This window comes from Halosimplex rubrum (genome assembly GCF_013415885.1).
GTDB classification, from domain to species: domain Archaea; phylum Halobacteriota; class Halobacteria; order Halobacteriales; family Haloarculaceae; genus Halosimplex; species Halosimplex rubrum.
In genome coordinates, this window is record NZ_CP058910.1 from 3,918,527 (window position 1) to 3,933,198 (window position 14,672).

15 protein-coding genes are annotated in these 14,672 nt (G+C 69.5%); 6 read left to right on the plus strand and 9 right to left on the minus strand.

Annotated features, from left to right (window positions below; all coding sequences use genetic code 11):
- Positions 1-3: 3 nt before the first annotated feature.
- From HZS55_RS19640 to HZS55_RS19670, 7 genes are all read right to left on the minus strand, one after another.
- On the minus strand, positions 4-1,074 hold the full coding sequence (locus HZS55_RS19640) for an ABC transporter permease (RefSeq protein WP_179909238.1): 1,071 nt from the start codon (positions 1,072-1,074) through the stop codon (positions 4-6).
- A gap of 107 nt (positions 1,075-1,181) precedes the next feature.
- On the minus strand, positions 1,182-3,104 hold the full coding sequence (locus HZS55_RS19645) for an ABC transporter substrate-binding protein (RefSeq protein WP_179909239.1): 1,923 nt from the start codon (positions 3,102-3,104) through the stop codon (positions 1,182-1,184).
- Between the two features lie 220 nt (positions 3,105-3,324).
- Positions 3,325-3,873: a peptidylprolyl isomerase gene (locus HZS55_RS19650; RefSeq protein ID WP_179909240.1), complete on the minus strand. Its 549-nt coding sequence runs from the start codon at positions 3,871-3,873 to the stop codon at positions 3,325-3,327.
- A gap of 102 nt (positions 3,874-3,975) precedes the next feature.
- Positions 3,976-5,088 (minus strand): UxaA family hydrolase, encoded by a 1,113-nt coding sequence (locus tag HZS55_RS19655; RefSeq protein ID WP_179909241.1) that lies wholly within the window; start codon positions 5,086-5,088, stop codon positions 3,976-3,978.
- Complete coding sequence (locus HZS55_RS19660; protein WP_179909242.1) at positions 5,085-5,444, minus strand: UxaA family hydrolase; 360 nt, start codon at positions 5,442-5,444, stop codon at positions 5,085-5,087. The genes HZS55_RS19655 and HZS55_RS19660 overlap by 4 nt, the downstream gene beginning before the upstream one ends.
- Positions 5,441-6,625 (minus strand): UxaA family hydrolase, encoded by a 1,185-nt coding sequence (locus HZS55_RS19665; RefSeq protein ID WP_179909243.1) that lies wholly within the window; start codon positions 6,623-6,625, stop codon positions 5,441-5,443. The genes HZS55_RS19660 and HZS55_RS19665 overlap by 4 nt, the downstream gene beginning before the upstream one ends.
- Positions 6,626-6,714: 89 nt before the next feature.
- Positions 6,715-7,842: an anthranilate phosphoribosyltransferase gene (locus HZS55_RS19670; RefSeq protein ID WP_179909244.1), complete on the minus strand. Its 1,128-nt coding sequence runs from the start codon at positions 7,840-7,842 to the stop codon at positions 6,715-6,717.
- Positions 7,843-8,005: 163 nt separating this feature from the next.
- On the opposite strand from HZS55_RS19670, the gene ahbB reads away from it, so the two are divergent.
- The 3 genes from ahbB (at position 8,006) to mptA (ending at position 10,741) form a co-directional block, all read left to right on the plus strand.
- Entirely contained in the window at positions 8,006-9,055 is a 1,050-nt protein-coding gene (gene ahbB, locus HZS55_RS19675) for a siroheme decarboxylase subunit beta (protein ID WP_179909245.1), read from the plus strand.
- A 78-nt stretch (positions 9,056-9,133) separates the two neighbouring features.
- Positions 9,134-9,703 carry a response regulator gene (locus HZS55_RS19680; RefSeq protein WP_179909246.1) on the plus strand — a complete coding sequence of 190 codons (570 nt, stop codon included), beginning with the start codon at positions 9,134-9,136 and terminating at the stop codon, positions 9,701-9,703.
- A 102-nt stretch (positions 9,704-9,805) separates the two neighbouring features.
- On the plus strand, positions 9,806-10,741 hold the full coding sequence (mptA, locus tag HZS55_RS19685) for a GTP cyclohydrolase MptA (RefSeq protein ID WP_179909247.1): 936 nt from the start codon (positions 9,806-9,808) through the stop codon (positions 10,739-10,741).
- A gap of 25 nt (positions 10,742-10,766) precedes the next feature.
- Here the strand turns inward: mptA and HZS55_RS19690 are convergent, their stop codons facing one another.
- On the minus strand, positions 10,767-11,186 hold the full coding sequence (locus HZS55_RS19690; protein ID WP_179909248.1) for a hypothetical protein: 420 nt from the start codon (positions 11,184-11,186) through the stop codon (positions 10,767-10,769).
- Between the two features lie 109 nt (positions 11,187-11,295).
- Here HZS55_RS19690 and HZS55_RS19695 point away from each other — a divergent pair, with 109 nt between their 5' ends.
- Positions 11,296-11,724: a universal stress protein gene (locus HZS55_RS19695; protein WP_179909249.1), complete on the plus strand. Its 429-nt coding sequence runs from the start codon at positions 11,296-11,298 to the stop codon at positions 11,722-11,724.
- A 15-nt stretch (positions 11,725-11,739) separates the two neighbouring features.
- Here the strand turns inward: HZS55_RS19695 and HZS55_RS19700 are convergent, their stop codons facing one another.
- Entirely contained in the window at positions 11,740-12,195 is a 456-nt protein-coding gene (locus HZS55_RS19700; RefSeq protein WP_179909250.1) for a universal stress protein, read from the minus strand.
- A gap of 145 nt (positions 12,196-12,340) precedes the next feature.
- Between HZS55_RS19700 and HZS55_RS19705 the strand changes: the two genes are divergently transcribed.
- Complete coding sequence (locus tag HZS55_RS19705; RefSeq protein ID WP_179909251.1) at positions 12,341-12,679, plus strand: ferredoxin; 339 nt, start codon at positions 12,341-12,343, stop codon at positions 12,677-12,679.
- Positions 12,680-12,858: 179 nt separating this feature from the next.
- Positions 12,859-14,589, plus strand: coding sequence for a sensor histidine kinase (locus HZS55_RS19710; RefSeq protein ID WP_179909252.1), 1,731 nt, complete (start codon positions 12,859-12,861; stop codon positions 14,587-14,589).
- Positions 14,590-14,672 lie beyond the last annotated feature (83 nt).

Genomic DNA, 14,672 nt, shown 5'->3' on the forward strand with positions numbered 1-14,672 from the left:
GGGTCAGTCGTCGCCTCCTTCGAGGCCGATCCGCGGGTCGATGATCGTGTACGCCACGTCCTGTGCGATGTTGAAGAACACGAGTATGAGGATGAACACGTAGGTGAGCGCCCCGATTATCGGCACGTCGGAGGCGAAGATCGCCGAGAGATAGAGGTTGCCCAGCCCCCGGATCCCGAAGATGAGCTCGACGAGGACCGAGCCGCCGATGAGCAGGTAGAACTCGCCCATGATGACGGGGAGCAGCGGGATCATCGCGTTGCGCGCGACGTGTTTCCCGATGATCACCCGCTCGGAGAGCCCCTTGGCCTTGGCCGTGTCGATGTAGGGGGCGTTGATGCTCTCCAGGACGGCGGTCCGACCGATACGGACCTCGTTGCCCATCGAGGAGGAACCGAGCACGAGTGCCGCGGGCAGGATCCACTTGAACGCGACCGCCCAGTTGTAGGGGTTGGGAACCGGTATCCCGATCCCGCCCAGCGAGTAGCTACCGAACAGGTTGCCGAGCGCCGCGGGGGTACCGATCACGTCCGTCGGTATCAGGAAGCCGCGGTAGAACGACAGCAGGCCGCCGGCCGACAGGAGGCCGGCGAGCATCACGGCCAGCCAGAAGTTCGGCATGGCGCGCCAGACGATGCCGCCGAAGGAGGCGGTGTAGTCGCCCCAGGTGTTGGCCCGCAGGCCGGCGTACAGCCCGAGCGGGATGCCCAGCACCAGCGCGATGGCGACCGACCAGGTGCCGAGCCAGAGCGTCGCGGGCATGCGTTCCCAGATGAGCTGGGCGGCCGACTGGCCGCGGGTGACGACCCACGACTGGCCGAAGTCGAACGTGGTCGTCTCGATCAGGAAGTTCTTGTACTGGATCCACAGGGGTACGGGGTCGCCGTTCGGGTACCGCAGGCCGAGCGAGATGGCGAGTTGCCGCGCGGTCTGGGGGTCCGAGTCGCGGCCCAGGATCGCGGTCATCGGATCGAACGGCGAGAGATAGAGGATGACGTACGTCATCGTGAGTCCGAACAGGATCACGGGTACCCCGAGGACGAGCCGTTTCGCGATATACAGGAGTTTGTTCATGGCGTCGTTTCCGTTATGCGTGTGGTTGTCTCTCTGTGTGGGCCGCAACGTAATACGTTCGTCGTCTGAGCGGGGGGGTCATCGAGAGCGGCCGGGGACCGGCTCGCTTACTCGGAGCCGCCGACGTGTTCGTCGTACGCCTCGATCCCGCCGGGGAAGATCTGCGGCGGCGTCAGGTGATAGGCCGGTTCGAAGCGGCCCTTGAAGACGTTCTGCATGAACTCGGGCTGGTTGATGACGTACGCCATCGCCTGTCGGACGGGCCTGGGCACCGCCTCCATGTTGAAGCCGACGTAGTAGGTGCCGATGTCGGGAGTCCGGGCGTAGTTGACGCTGGTCCCGTTCTCGAGGTCGTAGGTACCCAGATCGCGGCCGACGTCGTCGGTCTCCTCGATGGTCACGCTGTCGGCCTGGTACTGCGAGGTTGGGACGCCGCCGATGTCGGCGTTCTCGTTGAGGAAGTAGTTGTACCGCGCCTGGGGCTCGGTGAGGATCGTGGCGTCGATACCGTCGAAGGAAGCGCCCTCGCCGTGGTAGTCGTCGAAGGCGTCCAGGACGAACTCGCCGCCGTTGCCCGACTCCCAGTTGACGAACTCGAAGGGACCGGCGCCGACGGGGTTCTGGGAGAACTCCGACCACTCCATCTCGCCCTCGTAGCCCTCGACGTCGCCGACGATGCCCTCGGGGACCGCCGAGAACGCGGAGTACGCCAGCACGGACAGCGAGAACGCGAACGGGTTCTCGGTCGTGATCTCCAGGGTGTAGTCGTCGACCGCGTTGACACCGATCGAGTCCGGGATGATCCGGGTGGTCGTCTCCGGTTCACCGCTGTCGGTCGCCGTGACGGTGTTGCCGTCCTCGTCGGTCACCGTGACCTCCTCGGTCTCGTGTTCGATGCCCATGACGCTGACGGGGAACCGCGCGTTCGTGGAGTTCGAGGAGACCATCAGCCGCTTGATGGAGTACTCGAGGTCCTGTGCGGTGACGTCGTCGCCGTTGTGGAACGTCGCGCCCTCTTTCAGCGTGAACGTGTACGTGGTGAAGTCGTCGCTGAGCTCGTACTCCTCGGCGAGCAGGTTCTCGACCTCCGTCGTCCCGTTGGCGTAGTTCGTCAGCGCGTCGAACATGTCCATGATCTTGCCGCCGGACGCGGTGTTGCCGGAGGCGATCGGGTCGAGGCTGCTGAACGTCGAGGAGATCGTGCTGAGCCGGTCTTTGCCTTCCAGTCCCGCGACGGAGTTGTTGGCCTTCGCCCGCGAGGGACCCATCGGTCCCGGCGGGTTGTAGTCGACGTGGTCGTACCACATCCCCTCGGTGACACCCTGATACAGCGGGATGAGCGCGGCCTCCTGCCACATGCCTTCCTCCAGCGCGACGGTGGCCTCACCGCGGATCTGAGCGGCCTCTTCGGTGTCCTGGGGGTTGTCCTCGATGCGGTCGAACTGGTCCATCATGTACTGGCGGACCGCCGGGTCGGCCTCGGCGTCCTCGGACCAGAACAGCCGGGCCCCGTTGGCCGCGCTGTTGTCGGCGTACATCGTGTTCGGCGGGTCGATGAGCTGGACGAAGTTCTGCGGACCGGGGTAGTCGGCGACCCACCCGAGGGTGTAGGCCTCGTGGTTGCCGTTCCGGGTGGTCTCCAGCAGCGGCGAGAACGCCGCCGAGCTCTGGTTCATGTCGATGTAGGCCGACTCGAGTCGGCTGGCGATCGTCGACGCCATCTCCTCCCAGGTCGGGCTCTCGTACTGGAGCCAGTCGAGTTCGAAGCGGTTGTCCGGGCCGTAGCCCGCCTCCTCCATCACCCGCTGGGCCTCCCCGATCATCGTCTCGCCGACGCCGTAGGGGTACTCGCTCACCGTTACGGCTTCACCGTCGGTCCCCGTGTCGGTCGATCCGCTGTCGTCATCGGGCGTGGCGGTGTCGCCGCCGTCGCTCCCGCAGCCCGCTACCGCGGAGGTGAGGGCGGCCGCGCCGGTCGCTTTCAGAAATCGTCGTCGGCTGGTGTCGGAGTCGTCAGTATCGCGAGGCATACGTCCTCATTACCGAGCGCGGTACTTAAATTGCGGTGGAACTTGCCGTAAGTTGTTACCGAAACCGCAGTACTACGGCGGTCAAAAATTATCTTTAATTATATTATACCCCCTAGTATTATAACGGAGAATTACAGGACTACGGGAGGATACCCGGGACGCACTAATGGCTTAAGGGAATAAAAACGTACTGGGCAAAAGCTGCGATGAACGGTCGGTATTATCGGTGAATTTCGACCGATTCGAGGACGACGGTGTCGATCGGTCGATCACTGGGGTCCGTCTCGACGGAGCCGATCTCCTCGACGACGTCCATGCCGTCGACGACTTCGCCGAAGACGGCGTGTTTGTCGTCGAGGTGGGGCTGGGCGTCCAGCGTGACGAAGAACTGCGAGCCGTTGGTGTCCGGGCCGCGGTTGGCCATCGAGAGCTTCCCGGGGGAGTCGTGGCGCAGGTCGTCGTGGAACTCGTCGTCGAACGTGTAGCCCGGGCCGCCGCGACCGGTGCCGGTCGGGTCGCCCACCTGGAGCATGAAGTCCTCGATGACGCGGTGGAACTCCACGTCGTCGTACAGCGGGTCGACGCGCTTCTCCCCGCTCTCGGGGTCCTCCCAGGCGCCCTCGCCCGGGCCGACCTCGGCCGCCTCGTAGTCGGATTCGGTCGCGTGGTCGACGAACGCCTCGACGGTGTTCGGGACCTTCTCTTCGAACAGTCGCACCTCGATGTCGCCCTCGGACGTGTGGAGCGTCGCTGTCAGTTCGTCACTCATACCCGGGAGGTGACCCGCCGCGGAGAAAACGCTGGTGGTACCGCCCGTCGACCCCTCGGGTCGCCGGCCGCCGGCCCGACCGAGGGCGCCGGCGCCCCAGCCTCACATGGACGGACCGACCCGGGTGATCGCCGAGGAAACGAGCCCGTGTTCCTCCGCGCGCACGCCCTCGCCGCCCGCGATCGCCCGCAAGCGGGCGAGCAGGTCCTCGGGGTCGGCCGCCGTCGCGTCCACGTCGATGTCGTCGCCCACCGCGTCGAGCGTCGCCCGGTCGCCCGAGACCTTCACCACCGGCGCGACCGGGTGACCGGTCGCCACGCCGTCGCCGGTGACGTGGACCACGACCTGCGTCCCGGCCGCGACGAGACCCGTCGCCGCCTCCGCGAACCGCGAGGGGGCGTCGACGACCGCCAGCCCCTCGTCGTGGGTCGCCCGCTCGCCGTAGTCGAGGACCGCCCGGGTCGGCCGGTCCCCCCAGGCACGCGTCACCGCCTCGAACTCGTGCTCGCGCGCATCGCGCCCGACGCGGGCCGCCCGCGCGGGCCGTCCGCGGTGGCGTTCCGCGAGGTCGCGGACGGCCGCGGCCGCCCCGTCGTCCACCGCCCGTCGGGCCGTCTCCTCGGGGTGGGCGGCCACGCGCTCGCTCCCCGCCGCGACCACCCGCGCGCCCGCGTCGACAAGCTCGTCGACGACCGCGCCGACCAGCGGGTCCGCGGTCTCCCGGGTCGACTCGGCGAGATCGCCCGAGACCACGCCGACCGTGAGATCCGAGAGGGTCGCCGTCGTGGACGCTCCGCCGTCGTCGGTCGGTCGATCCCGCAGTTCCTCGACGGCGTCGACCCCGGCCTCGACCGTCGCGTCGGTACCGCCGGCGTCCTGGATCGCGGTCTCGCGGACCGGGACACCCAGACCGGTCAGATCGGCCGCCACGTCGTCGCTCTGGATCGACTCACAGCCCAGGCCGACGACGACCGTCCCGGCGACGTTGGGGTTCGCGCCGACGCCGAGAAACGTTCGGTGGGTCTGGGCCTTGTCGGCGCCGATCTGGCCGCAGCCGTGGTCGTGAGGCGCGCTGACCGCTCCGGGCACCCGGTCGGCGATCCGGTCGGCGACGGCCCGCGAGCAGATGACCGACGGCAGAACGAGCACCCGGTCGCGGACGCCGACGCCGCGGTCGCCGCGGTCGACCGCCTCGAACCCCTGGCGCAGACTCATCGGCCGTCCCCCGCGTGCCCGGCGTCGCCGTCCGCGGCGGCCGCCCCGTCTCCGGTCGCGGCCGCCGCCCGGTCGCCGCGCCCGCGCGTGCTCTCGCAGTTGTGGGTGTGGACCCACTCGCCGGCGGCGATCGGCTCGGTCGCCTCGCCGATCACCTCGCCGTACTTCCGGACGGTCTCGCCGACGTCGAGGTCCGCGAGCGCGACTTTGTGGCCGAACGGGACCTCCTCGGCGACGGTCACCGACGGGTCGGCGTCGTCGAGTCGCTCGCCGGCGTCGAGGTCCGCCAGCGCCGTCGCGACGGTGTCCTCGGGTGCCATCACGAGCGCGCGCTCGTTCAGCAGTTCTCCTTTCATCGCTGTCCCTCCGCGGCGAGTTCCCGCGGTTGGCGCTCGTTGATCGCGAACTCCTCGAGTCGGCGGGCCTCGGCGGCCGTCTCCGCGCCATCGGCCACCGACAGCAGCGTCCGGTAGATCCGCTCGCCGACCTCGCCGAGCGGTTCGCCGTCGATGACCGCGCTGGCGTCGACGTCCATGTTGGACGCGAGCCGCTCGGCGGTCCTGTGGTTGCCGGTCACCTTGATCACCGGCGCGATGGGGTTGCCCGTCGTCGACCCGCGACCGGTGGTGAAGGCGACGACCTGCGCGCCGCCGGCCACCTTGCCGACGACGCTCTCGACGTCGTAGCCCGGTGAGTCCATCACCGTCACGCCGCCGCCGACCGGGATCGCCTCGCCGTAGTCGACGACGTGGCGGATATCCCGGGTCCCGCACTTGGCGAGCGCGCCGAGGCTCTTCTCCTCGATGGTCGTCAGCCCGCCCTCCTGGTTGCCCGGCGAGGGCTGGGCGCCGCGCATGTCCACGCCCATCAGGTCCGCGAGGCGCTCGCGGCGCTCGACCCGATCCAGCAGTTTCTCGCGCGTCTCCTCGTCCGCGCAGCGCTCGGCGGCGACGTGTTCGGCGCCGATGAACTCCGGCGTCTCCGAGATGCAGACAGCCCCGCCCGCGTCGACGAGCCGGTCCGAGGCGTCGCCCAGCGCCGGGTTGGCCGCGATGCCGCTCGTGGCGTCGCTGCCGCCGCACTCGACGGCGAAGACGAGTTCGCTCGCGTCGGCTTCCTCGCGGCGCTGGTCCCCGATCTCGTCCCACAGGTCGACCAGGATATCCGCACCGGCGTCGAGCGCGCCCGCGGTCCCGCCGACCTCGCGGACGGTCAGCGTCTCGACGGGCTTGCCCGAGGCAGCGATATCGTCGGCGAGGTCGTCGGCGTCGATGTCCTCGGTCCCGAGTTCGACGACGAGCGCCGCGCCGACGTTCGGATTCCGCCCGATCCCCGCGAGCACCGACCGGGTGCGTTCGCGGCCCTCCTCGGGCTGGCTCGTCCCCATCTGGTGGGGCGTCGCCCGCGCCCAGCGGCCCGCGTCGCCGGCGATCCGGTCGGCGACCGGGCTCGCCGCGACCGACGTGGGCAACACGGCGACGTGGTTGCGCACGCCGATCCGGCCGTCCGGCCGGCGATATCCCTCGAAAGTGTCCATTGACTCTGTACTCACCCTCCGAGCGCAAGAAACTGTCGCGGTTCACCGGAAACTGTCGGTCGGCGGGCGAGGAGCCCGCGTCGGTCCCCTCAGAACGCCCGCAAGTCCTCGAGCACCGCCTCGGCGTCGCCGCTCGCCAGCACGTCGCGGGCCGTCTCCAGCCCCTCGTCGATCGAGTCGGCGTCCTCGCGAGCGTAGATGCGCAGGGCGGCGTTGAGCGCGACGGCGTCGGCGAACTGGTCGTCGCGCTCGCCGGCCAGGACTGCCTCGGTGATCTCCGCGGACTCGGCGGCCACGTCCTCGACGTGCAGGTCCTCGCTCTCGAAGTCCATGCCGTACTCGGCGGTCTTGATCTCGAAGTCGTCGAGTTCCCCGTCTCCCTCGTTGTCTCGCGGGTCGCTCCGCTCCCCGCTCGCCGGTTCGTCGGTGCTTCGCACCGACCCCCACTCGCCGACGACCGTGGTCCCGGGTCGCACGTCGTCGTAGCCCTCCATCCCCTGGAAGAACAGCGTCCGGGAGACGGACTGGCTCTCGGCGGCCTGGAGCGTGTCGGTCATCTTCACCGCGAACGCGAGGTGATAGAACGAACCCAGATGCACGTCGGCGTCGGCGGGGTTGGCCAGCGTCTCGACGGTGTTGACGAACGTGCGGACGCCCATGTTGTCCCGTCGGTCCCACAGCGCGTGGATCCCGGGGTTGAACGCCGGCTGGTAGTAGTAGCCGAAGCCGGTCTCGTCGACCATGTCGGCGCTCTCGCCCGGTTCGATCTCGGTCCGGACGCCGAGTTCGTCCAGCACGTGCTTGTAGCTGTCCTGTTTCTGCGTGGGGACGCGGTCGCCGCTGTGGACGACGACGGGAGTTCCAGCGGCCGCGGCGACGACGCCGGCGGCGACCCCGAGGATGGCCGAGCGGCCCTTGCCGTCGTAGTTGGCCCCGCAGTCGACGGGGTCGACCTCGGGTTCGGCCGTCTCGACGCTCTCCTCGCGCATCACGTCGACGTAGGCGCCCAGCTCCTCGGGAGTGTTGCGCTTCCAGCGGTTTGCGAGCCAGAACGCGCCGAGCGTCGTGTGGTCGGGTTCGCCCGCGAGGACCCGCTGGAACGCCTCTCGGGCCTGTTCGCGGGTCATGTCGTCGGCGGACTTGTGCCCCGAGCCGACGACTTCGGTCATCAGCCGCTTGAGCGGCCAGTCGCCGAATTCGCGCGTCGCTTGTGCCATACGAAGACCTTCGGTCCGATCCGGTTAAAGCGCCCTGATTTCGCCGGGCGGCGGACGGCGCGGTCGGTTTCGACGCTGCGATCTGGACGTTCGTCCGCTTCCGGTCCGTGCGGTCGGCGAGGAGTCGAAAGAGGTACACTGTTGCCTCCCTAACCTCCGGCGAATGAGTCAGGGGACGGCCGACTGGCGGGCACAGGTGGACGCCGTCGACGCGGCCCTCGTCGACGGCTGGCAGAGCGGATTCCCGGTTCGCGAGCGGCCCTTCGAGGCCGTCGCCGCGGACGTGGGCGTCGACGAGGACGAGGCGCTCGACCGGGTCCGGCGGCTCTACGACGAGGGGATCTTCCGCCGGTTCGGCCCCGTGTTGAACCCGCCGGTGATCGGCAGTTCGACGCTGGCGGCGGTGCGGGCCCCCGTCGATCGGTTCGACGAGGTCGCCGAGGTCGTCAACGGCTACGAGCAGGTCAACCACAACTACGCCCGCGACCACGAGTGGAACATGTGGTTCGTAGTGACCGCCGCCTCGAAGGAGCGCCGGGACGCCATCCTCGCCGAGATCGAGGAGCGGACCGGCTGCGAGGTGCTCGTCCTGCCGATGCTGACCGACTTCTACATCGATCTGGAGTTCCCGGTGGTCAACGGCGACCGCTTCGCCCGCGAGAGCCTGGCGGAAACCGACGTGTCCGCCACGACCATCAGCGAGCGGGCCGCCGCGGACCTCTCGGCGCTGGACAGACGGGTCCTGCTGGCGGTCCAGGGCGGCTTCCCGCTGACGGCGACTCCCTATCGGGACGTGGCCGAGACGGTCTCGGCGCCGGTCGACGAGGTGCTCGCGAGCGTCGAGCGGCTGCTGGCCGACGGCTGCATCAAGCGGATCGGCTGCGTCGTCAACCACCTCGTGACGGGGTTCGACGCCAACTGCATGGTCGTCTGGGACGTGCCCGACGACGAACTCGACGACCGCGGCGTCGACGTGGGGAAACTGCCGTACGTGACGCTGTGTTACCACCGGCCGCGCCGGCCCGACCGGGAGTGGTCGTACAACCTGTTCACGATGATCCACGGGCGCGAACAGGACGCCGTCGACGCGAAGATCGACGAGCTGGCGGCGGAGTACCTCCCGGTCGACCACGAGCGGCTCTACTCGACGGAGACGCTGAAACAGACCGGCGCGCGCTACGAGGACCTGGTCGACGAGGGCGCCGAGGAGTGAGCGCCGAACCCGCCGAGATCCGGCGACGGGACCGACGGAAGCTTTTTGCGGCCCCTCGCACCATATGTCCACGTTCGTATGACGGGTCCCGAGCGGGCGGTCGTGCTGATCGTCGACGACGAGCCGGCGGTCGCCGACTCCTACGCCGCACACGTCCGCGACACCCACGACGTGCGGACCGCCTACGGGGGAGAACAGGCGCTGTCGAAGCTCGACGACGACGTCGACGTGGTGCTGCTGGACCGTCGGATGCCGGACCTCGTCGGAGACGAGGTGCTGGAGACGGTCCGCGAGCGGGGGGTGGACTGCCGCGTCGCGATGGTCACCGCGGTCGACGCGGACTTCGACATCGTCGACATGGAGTTCGACGACTACGTCGTCAAGCCGGTCACCGGCGAGGAGCTGCTCGACACCGTCGACCGGCTCCTGCGCTGTGCCCAGTACGAGCGGCGGCTCCGGGAGTACTACCGGGTGACGCGCACTTACGTCGCGCTCCGGTCGACGAAAGACGCCGCCGAGCTGGCCGACAGCGACGAGTTCCGCCGTCTGGAAGACCGCCGGGCGGAGCTGCGCGCCTCGCTGTCGACGGCCGCCGAGAGCCTCGCCGACGACGACTTCGAGGCGCTGTTCCGCGACCTGGAGCAGTGACCCGGTCGGCGACCCCCGCCGACAGCGACGCGTCGTCACCGAGCGAGGCGGGTATCGAGCCTTTCGAAAACACTATTCGGGGAAGGTCCTAAGCCGGGCGCAATGACTCCGCAACTGCCGGACGTCCAGGCGTCGAGCCCGGACGTGACTGTCGGCCTCAACCGCGTCGGCGTCACCGGCGTCGAGAAGTTAGTCGAGATCAGCCGCGAGGACAAGCGCCCGTACGTCCTGATGGCCGAGTTCGAGGTGTTCGTCGACCTGCCCTCCTGGCGCAAGGGCGCCGACATGAGCCGCAACATGGAGGTCGTCGACGAGACCCTGGAGGAGGCGGTCAGCCAGGGCGACCTGCGCATCGAGGACATCTGCGGCACCGCCGCCGAGCGCCTGCTCGACAAGCACGACTACACCGAACGGGCGGAGGTCCGCATGGAAGCCGAGTTCGTCACGCGCGAGCGGACGCCCGCGAGCGACCTCCCGACCCAGTCGACCGCCGACGTGATCGCCTCGGCGACGGCCACCGAGGACGGCGACATCCGCGAGGAGATCGGCGCCGAGGTCACCGGCATGACCGTCTGCCCCTGCTCGCAGGGGATGTCCGCCGCCCGCGCCCGCGAGAAACTGCGCGACCAGGGCGTCGACGACCGCACCATCGAGGAGTTCCTCGAGGAGGTCCCCCAGCCGGGCCACTCCCAGCGCGGCCACGCGACGCTGACCGTCGAGAGCGAGGGCGGCCCCGACGTGGACCTCGTCGAACTGATCGAGGTGGCCCGCGACTCGATGAGCGCGCGCATCTACAACCTCGCCAAGCGGCCCGACGAGGACCACATGACCTACCAATCGCACCTCGACGCGAAGTTCGTCGAGGACTGCGTCCGCGCGATGGCCGAGGGCGTGATCGACGAGTTCCCCGGCCTCGACGACGACGCCGTCGTCCGGATGGAGCAGTCCAACGACGAGTCCATCCACCAGCACAACGCCCACGCCGAACGGGTCGCCGAGGTCGCGACCCTCCGCGAGGAAGTCACCGGCGAGGACTGACGCCGGCGGTTCGCTGCCCGACGCCTCAGGAGGCCGCCTCGGCGTCGGATTCCCCCTCGTTTTCGCGGTAGACCAGGAGGTAGAACAGCGGTAGCGTCACCAGCACGGCGCCGAAGGTGTTGCGCGGCTGGGCGAACACGTCCGGCGGCGAGAGGACCGTTCCGGCCATCATCGCCGCCAGCAGCGCCAGCAGGACGGTCAGCGCGAGTCGCTCGCGGTCGGACTGCGGGGTCGTCCGCTCGGGACGGTAGACGACGTACGCGACCAGCGCGGGGGGGAAGACGGCGACGGTCGCCGTCGAGCGGATCGGGTGGTCGCTCCCGCGCGCGACGGCGTCCTGAGACACCCAGACGACGAGCGTGACCCACGTCAACGCGGGGAACACCGCCGCCGCGACCAGGGCTCCGGTCGACTGGAGCGGCGCCGCGACGAGCGTGTCGAGCATACCGCCGGGTAGACGGCGAGCGGGCCTAAGGGTTGTCGGTCGGCGGCTCACCGCTCCGAACCCGGCGACGCGCCGAAGATTGAAGCACCGGCCGCGCCGTACGTGGGACATGGGCAAGCGCATCCTGGTCCCGGTCGACGGGTCCGAGCAGGCACACAGGGCGTTCGAGTTCGTCGCCGAGGAGTTCGGCGACGCGGCGGTGGTGCTGTTGCACGTCGTCAACCCCGCGGAGGCCGGCTACAGCGCCCAGGCCTCGATCCCGAGTTTCTCCGAGGAGTGGTACGAGAGCGAGAAGGCGGCCGCCGAGGAGCTGTTCGCCGAGATCGCCGCCCTCGCCGACGGCACCGACCTGTCGATCGAACGTGAGATCGAGGTCGGCAAGCCGATCCGCGTCATCGTGGAGGTCGCCGACGAGAGCGGGGTCGACCAGATCGTCATGGGGAGCCACGGGCGCTCGGGCGTGACGCGGGTCCTCCTCGGGAGCGTCGCCGAGGCGGTCGTCCGGCGCTCGCCCGTCCCCGTCACGGTCGTGCGCTGAAGACGGGGAACGGAGTCAGCCCCCGTCGGCGTGGTGGACGATGTGTACGTCGTAGCGGGGGTCCTCGGAGATCGGCGCGCCGACGCTGGAGACCGGCGTCGAGACGCGCCCGGCGTTCTCGCTACCGATGAAGACGATCTCCGCCGAAACGTCCTGGGCGACCGCGCGGATCGTCCGGACCACGTCGGTGGTGATCGAGGCGACCGAACTCACGTCCTCCGGCCGTTCGCAGCGGAAGGTCGCCTCGGGCGCGATGGCCCGGATCCGCGCCTCCAGCGCCGACTCGATCTCGTCGGGGTCGTAGCGCTCCTCGGCGTCGATCCAGCCGCGCTCGACGGCGAAGTCGCGTTCGTCTAGCGGGATCACGACGAGCGCGACGAGCTCCGCGTCGGTGAGATCGGCGAACTCCCGCGCTCGCTCCAGCGCGGCCTCGGACAGCGCCGACCCGTCGAAGGGCACCAGATACGTCATGTCTGCGGGTGGGGCCGCCCGCGTCTTATAGTCGGCGGGCCGCCCGGTCGCTCGCCCCGACGCGAGGCCGCCACCGGCTCGGCGGACGGACGGCTATCTCGCGCGAAGCGACAGACGAAAGGCCCGTCGCCGCCGATCGGACCGTATGGCCGAGGACGGACCCGTCGATCCGGCGACGATCGGCGAGCGCGACGCGCCCCCAGTCGAGGAGAAACCGTACAAGATCATCTTCGAGGCGAACAAGTGCTTCGGCGCCGGGAAGTGCGCCGAGGTCTCGGACAACTGGAAACTGGACCTCTCGACCGGGATCGCCAAACCGCGGGCGTACTTCATCGACGAGGACGACCTCGACGAGAACGTCCGCGCGGCGGAGATCTGTCCCGCGAAGAAAGACCGCGGCGTCATCCACGTCGTCGACCGCCGCACCGACGAGGAGATCGCACCCGACCCGAACGGCGACGGCACCCTCTCGGTCGACTGGTGACCGATCGGCCGGCGACGGACCGCCGGTCTCCGCTCGCCCGTCGGTCCCCGCTCGCCCGTCGGTCCCCGCTCGGCCACCGTCTCGCGGTTTCGCGACAGCACGCACATCACGGCCCAGCGCCTCCGTAGCCGTCGAACCGACCGGGTGTGTTTTGTAGCTCCCCGTTCAACGGTCGGGGAATGGCGTCGGCGACAGCGATCGTGGGGGTCGCGTACCTGCTGACGGGGGCCGGGCTGCTCGTCCTCCTGCGCGAACCCCTCCGCCGACCGGACAAACCGGGAAGCACGGGCTTCGCACTCGCCGTCCTGGGGATCTCGCTGTGGCCGCTGAGCCTCGGTGTCAACTACTTCGTCGCCGGATTCGCGCCGTCGATGGCGCTGTGGACGGTCCGGCTCTCCGCGGCGTCGGTCGTCTCGGTCGGCTGGTTCCTCGTCGCCGCGGAGGTGACCGGCCGGCTCTCGCTCTCGCGGACCGTCGCGGCCACCGCCGTCGCGTACGTGTTGGTCGAACTCTCGCTGGTGGTCACCAACGGCACTCACGGTCTGGTCTTCGGGCCGGCGACGACCCTCGACGGGTCGATCCCCGTCGTCGCGTACGGCCCGTGGTTCTGGCTGCAGACCGCCCTCAACTACGGACTCATCGCCGTCGGCACGGGACTGCTCGTCGCCGAGTGGTCCCGGTCGAGCGGGCTCAGGCGACGGCAGACCGCCGTCCTCTCGGTCGCCGTGGCTCCGCCGGTGGTCGCGAACCTCGCGACGCTGTTCGGCCCCGTCCCGACGGTCCACGACCTGACGCCGTTCGGGCTGGTCGGCAGCGGCCTCCTGCTGTCGTGGGCGCTGTACCGCGCGGAGTTCCTCGACATCGTCCCGGTCGCCCGCCAGGTGGCGATGGCCGAGATGCAGGACGCAGTCGTGACGCTGGACGACGAGGACCGCGTCGTCGACTGCAACCGCGCCGCCCGCGCGCAGTTCGACATCCCCCCCTCGTACGCCGGCGACCCCATCGGGACCTACTTCCCGTCGCTGGCCGACGCTCCGGCCACCGACGGCGGCGAGACCCTGGCCGACGGCGACGACTCGGCGGCCGACGGCGGGCCTTCGAGCCCCGCGGTCGTCACCCGGACCGTCGACGGCGACTCGCACTCGTATTCGGTGTCGGTCTCACCGGTCGTCGAGGCGGGCCGGACCGTCGCTCGCGTGGTCGTCCTCCGCGACATCACACCGATCAAGCGCCGCGAGCAGGAGCTGACCGAGCGCGAGGCCGAGCTGGAACTGCTCAGACAGATCCTCTCGCGGGTGTTGCGACACAACATCCGCAACAAGCTGACGACGATCCGCGGCAACGCGGACCTCCTCGCGGAGGGCGCGACGGGCGACGACGCCGCCAGAGTCGGCCGCATCGTCGAGGCCAGCGACGAGCTGATAGCCCTCAGCGAGAAGGCGGGGACGATCGAACACCTCGTCGACCGACCCGACGAGACCGCGACCTACGACCTGCGCGTCGTCGCCGAGCGGGTCGTCGCGCGCGTCCGCGACCGGTATCCCGACGCCAGCTACGTCGTGTCCGGGTCCGAGACCTGCACCGTCGAGACGGCGTCGGGCGTCGAGTCCGCCGTCGAATGTCTCGTCGAGAACGCCGTCGAACACAACGACGCCAGCGACCCCACCGTCCGCGTGGCCGTCGGCTGCGCCCCCAGTGGCGCGGAGATCCGCGTCAGCGACGACGGACCCGGTATCTCCGAACACGAGCGGGAGGTCATCAGACGCCGGGAGGAGACGCCGCTGGCCCACAGCAGCGGCATCGGCCTCTGGATCGTCTCCTGGGTCGCCGACCGCTGCGAGGCCGAGTTGTCCTTCGACGTGGACGAGACGGGCAGCACCGTCTCGCTCCGGTTTGCGAGTGAAAACTGATGTTGCAGTGGAGAGGAGACAACGGAGTTGCCTATCCAGAAGGGATTCGACTCCGGAACTCGCAGTGCGACTGTTCGTCTATT

Excerpts from the sequence above, each read along its gene's own strand:
- HZS55_RS19650 (WP_179909240.1), bottom strand. The coding sequence starts at position 3,873 with ATGAGTGACGAACTGACAGCGACGCTCCACACGTCCGAGGGCGACATC.
- mptA (WP_179909247.1), top strand. The coding sequence starts at position 9,806 with ATGACTCCGCAACTGCCGGACGTCCAGGCGTCGAGCCCGGACGTGACT.
- HZS55_RS19645 (WP_179909239.1), bottom strand. The coding sequence starts at position 3,104 with ATGCCTCGCGATACTGACGACTCCGACACCAGCCGACGACGATTTCTG.
- HZS55_RS19710 (WP_179909252.1), top strand. The coding sequence starts at position 12,859 with ATGGCGTCGGCGACAGCGATCGTGGGGGTCGCGTACCTGCTGACGGGG.
- HZS55_RS19705 (WP_179909251.1), top strand. The coding sequence starts at position 12,341 with ATGGCCGAGGACGGACCCGTCGATCCGGCGACGATCGGCGAGCGCGAC.
- HZS55_RS19640 (WP_179909238.1), bottom strand. The coding sequence starts at position 1,074 with ATGAACAAACTCCTGTATATCGCGAAACGGCTCGTCCTCGGGGTACCC.
- HZS55_RS19695 (WP_179909249.1), top strand. The coding sequence starts at position 11,296 with ATGGGCAAGCGCATCCTGGTCCCGGTCGACGGGTCCGAGCAGGCACAC.
- HZS55_RS19655 (WP_179909241.1), bottom strand. The coding sequence starts at position 5,088 with ATGAGTCTGCGCCAGGGGTTCGAGGCGGTCGACCGCGGCGACCGCGGC.
- HZS55_RS19690 (WP_179909248.1), bottom strand. The coding sequence starts at position 11,186 with ATGCTCGACACGCTCGTCGCGGCGCCGCTCCAGTCGACCGGAGCCCTG.
- HZS55_RS19665 (WP_179909243.1), bottom strand. The coding sequence starts at position 6,625 with ATGGACACTTTCGAGGGATATCGCCGGCCGGACGGCCGGATCGGCGTG.
- HZS55_RS19700 (WP_179909250.1), bottom strand. The coding sequence starts at position 12,195 with ATGACGTATCTGGTGCCCTTCGACGGGTCGGCGCTGTCCGAGGCCGCG.
- HZS55_RS19670 (WP_179909244.1), bottom strand. The coding sequence starts at position 7,842 with ATGGCACAAGCGACGCGCGAATTCGGCGACTGGCCGCTCAAGCGGCTG.
- ahbB (WP_179909245.1), top strand. The coding sequence starts at position 8,006 with ATGAGTCAGGGGACGGCCGACTGGCGGGCACAGGTGGACGCCGTCGAC.
- HZS55_RS19660 (WP_179909242.1), bottom strand. The coding sequence starts at position 5,444 with ATGAAAGGAGAACTGCTGAACGAGCGCGCGCTCGTGATGGCACCCGAG.
- HZS55_RS19680 (WP_179909246.1), top strand. The coding sequence starts at position 9,134 with ATGACGGGTCCCGAGCGGGCGGTCGTGCTGATCGTCGACGACGAGCCG.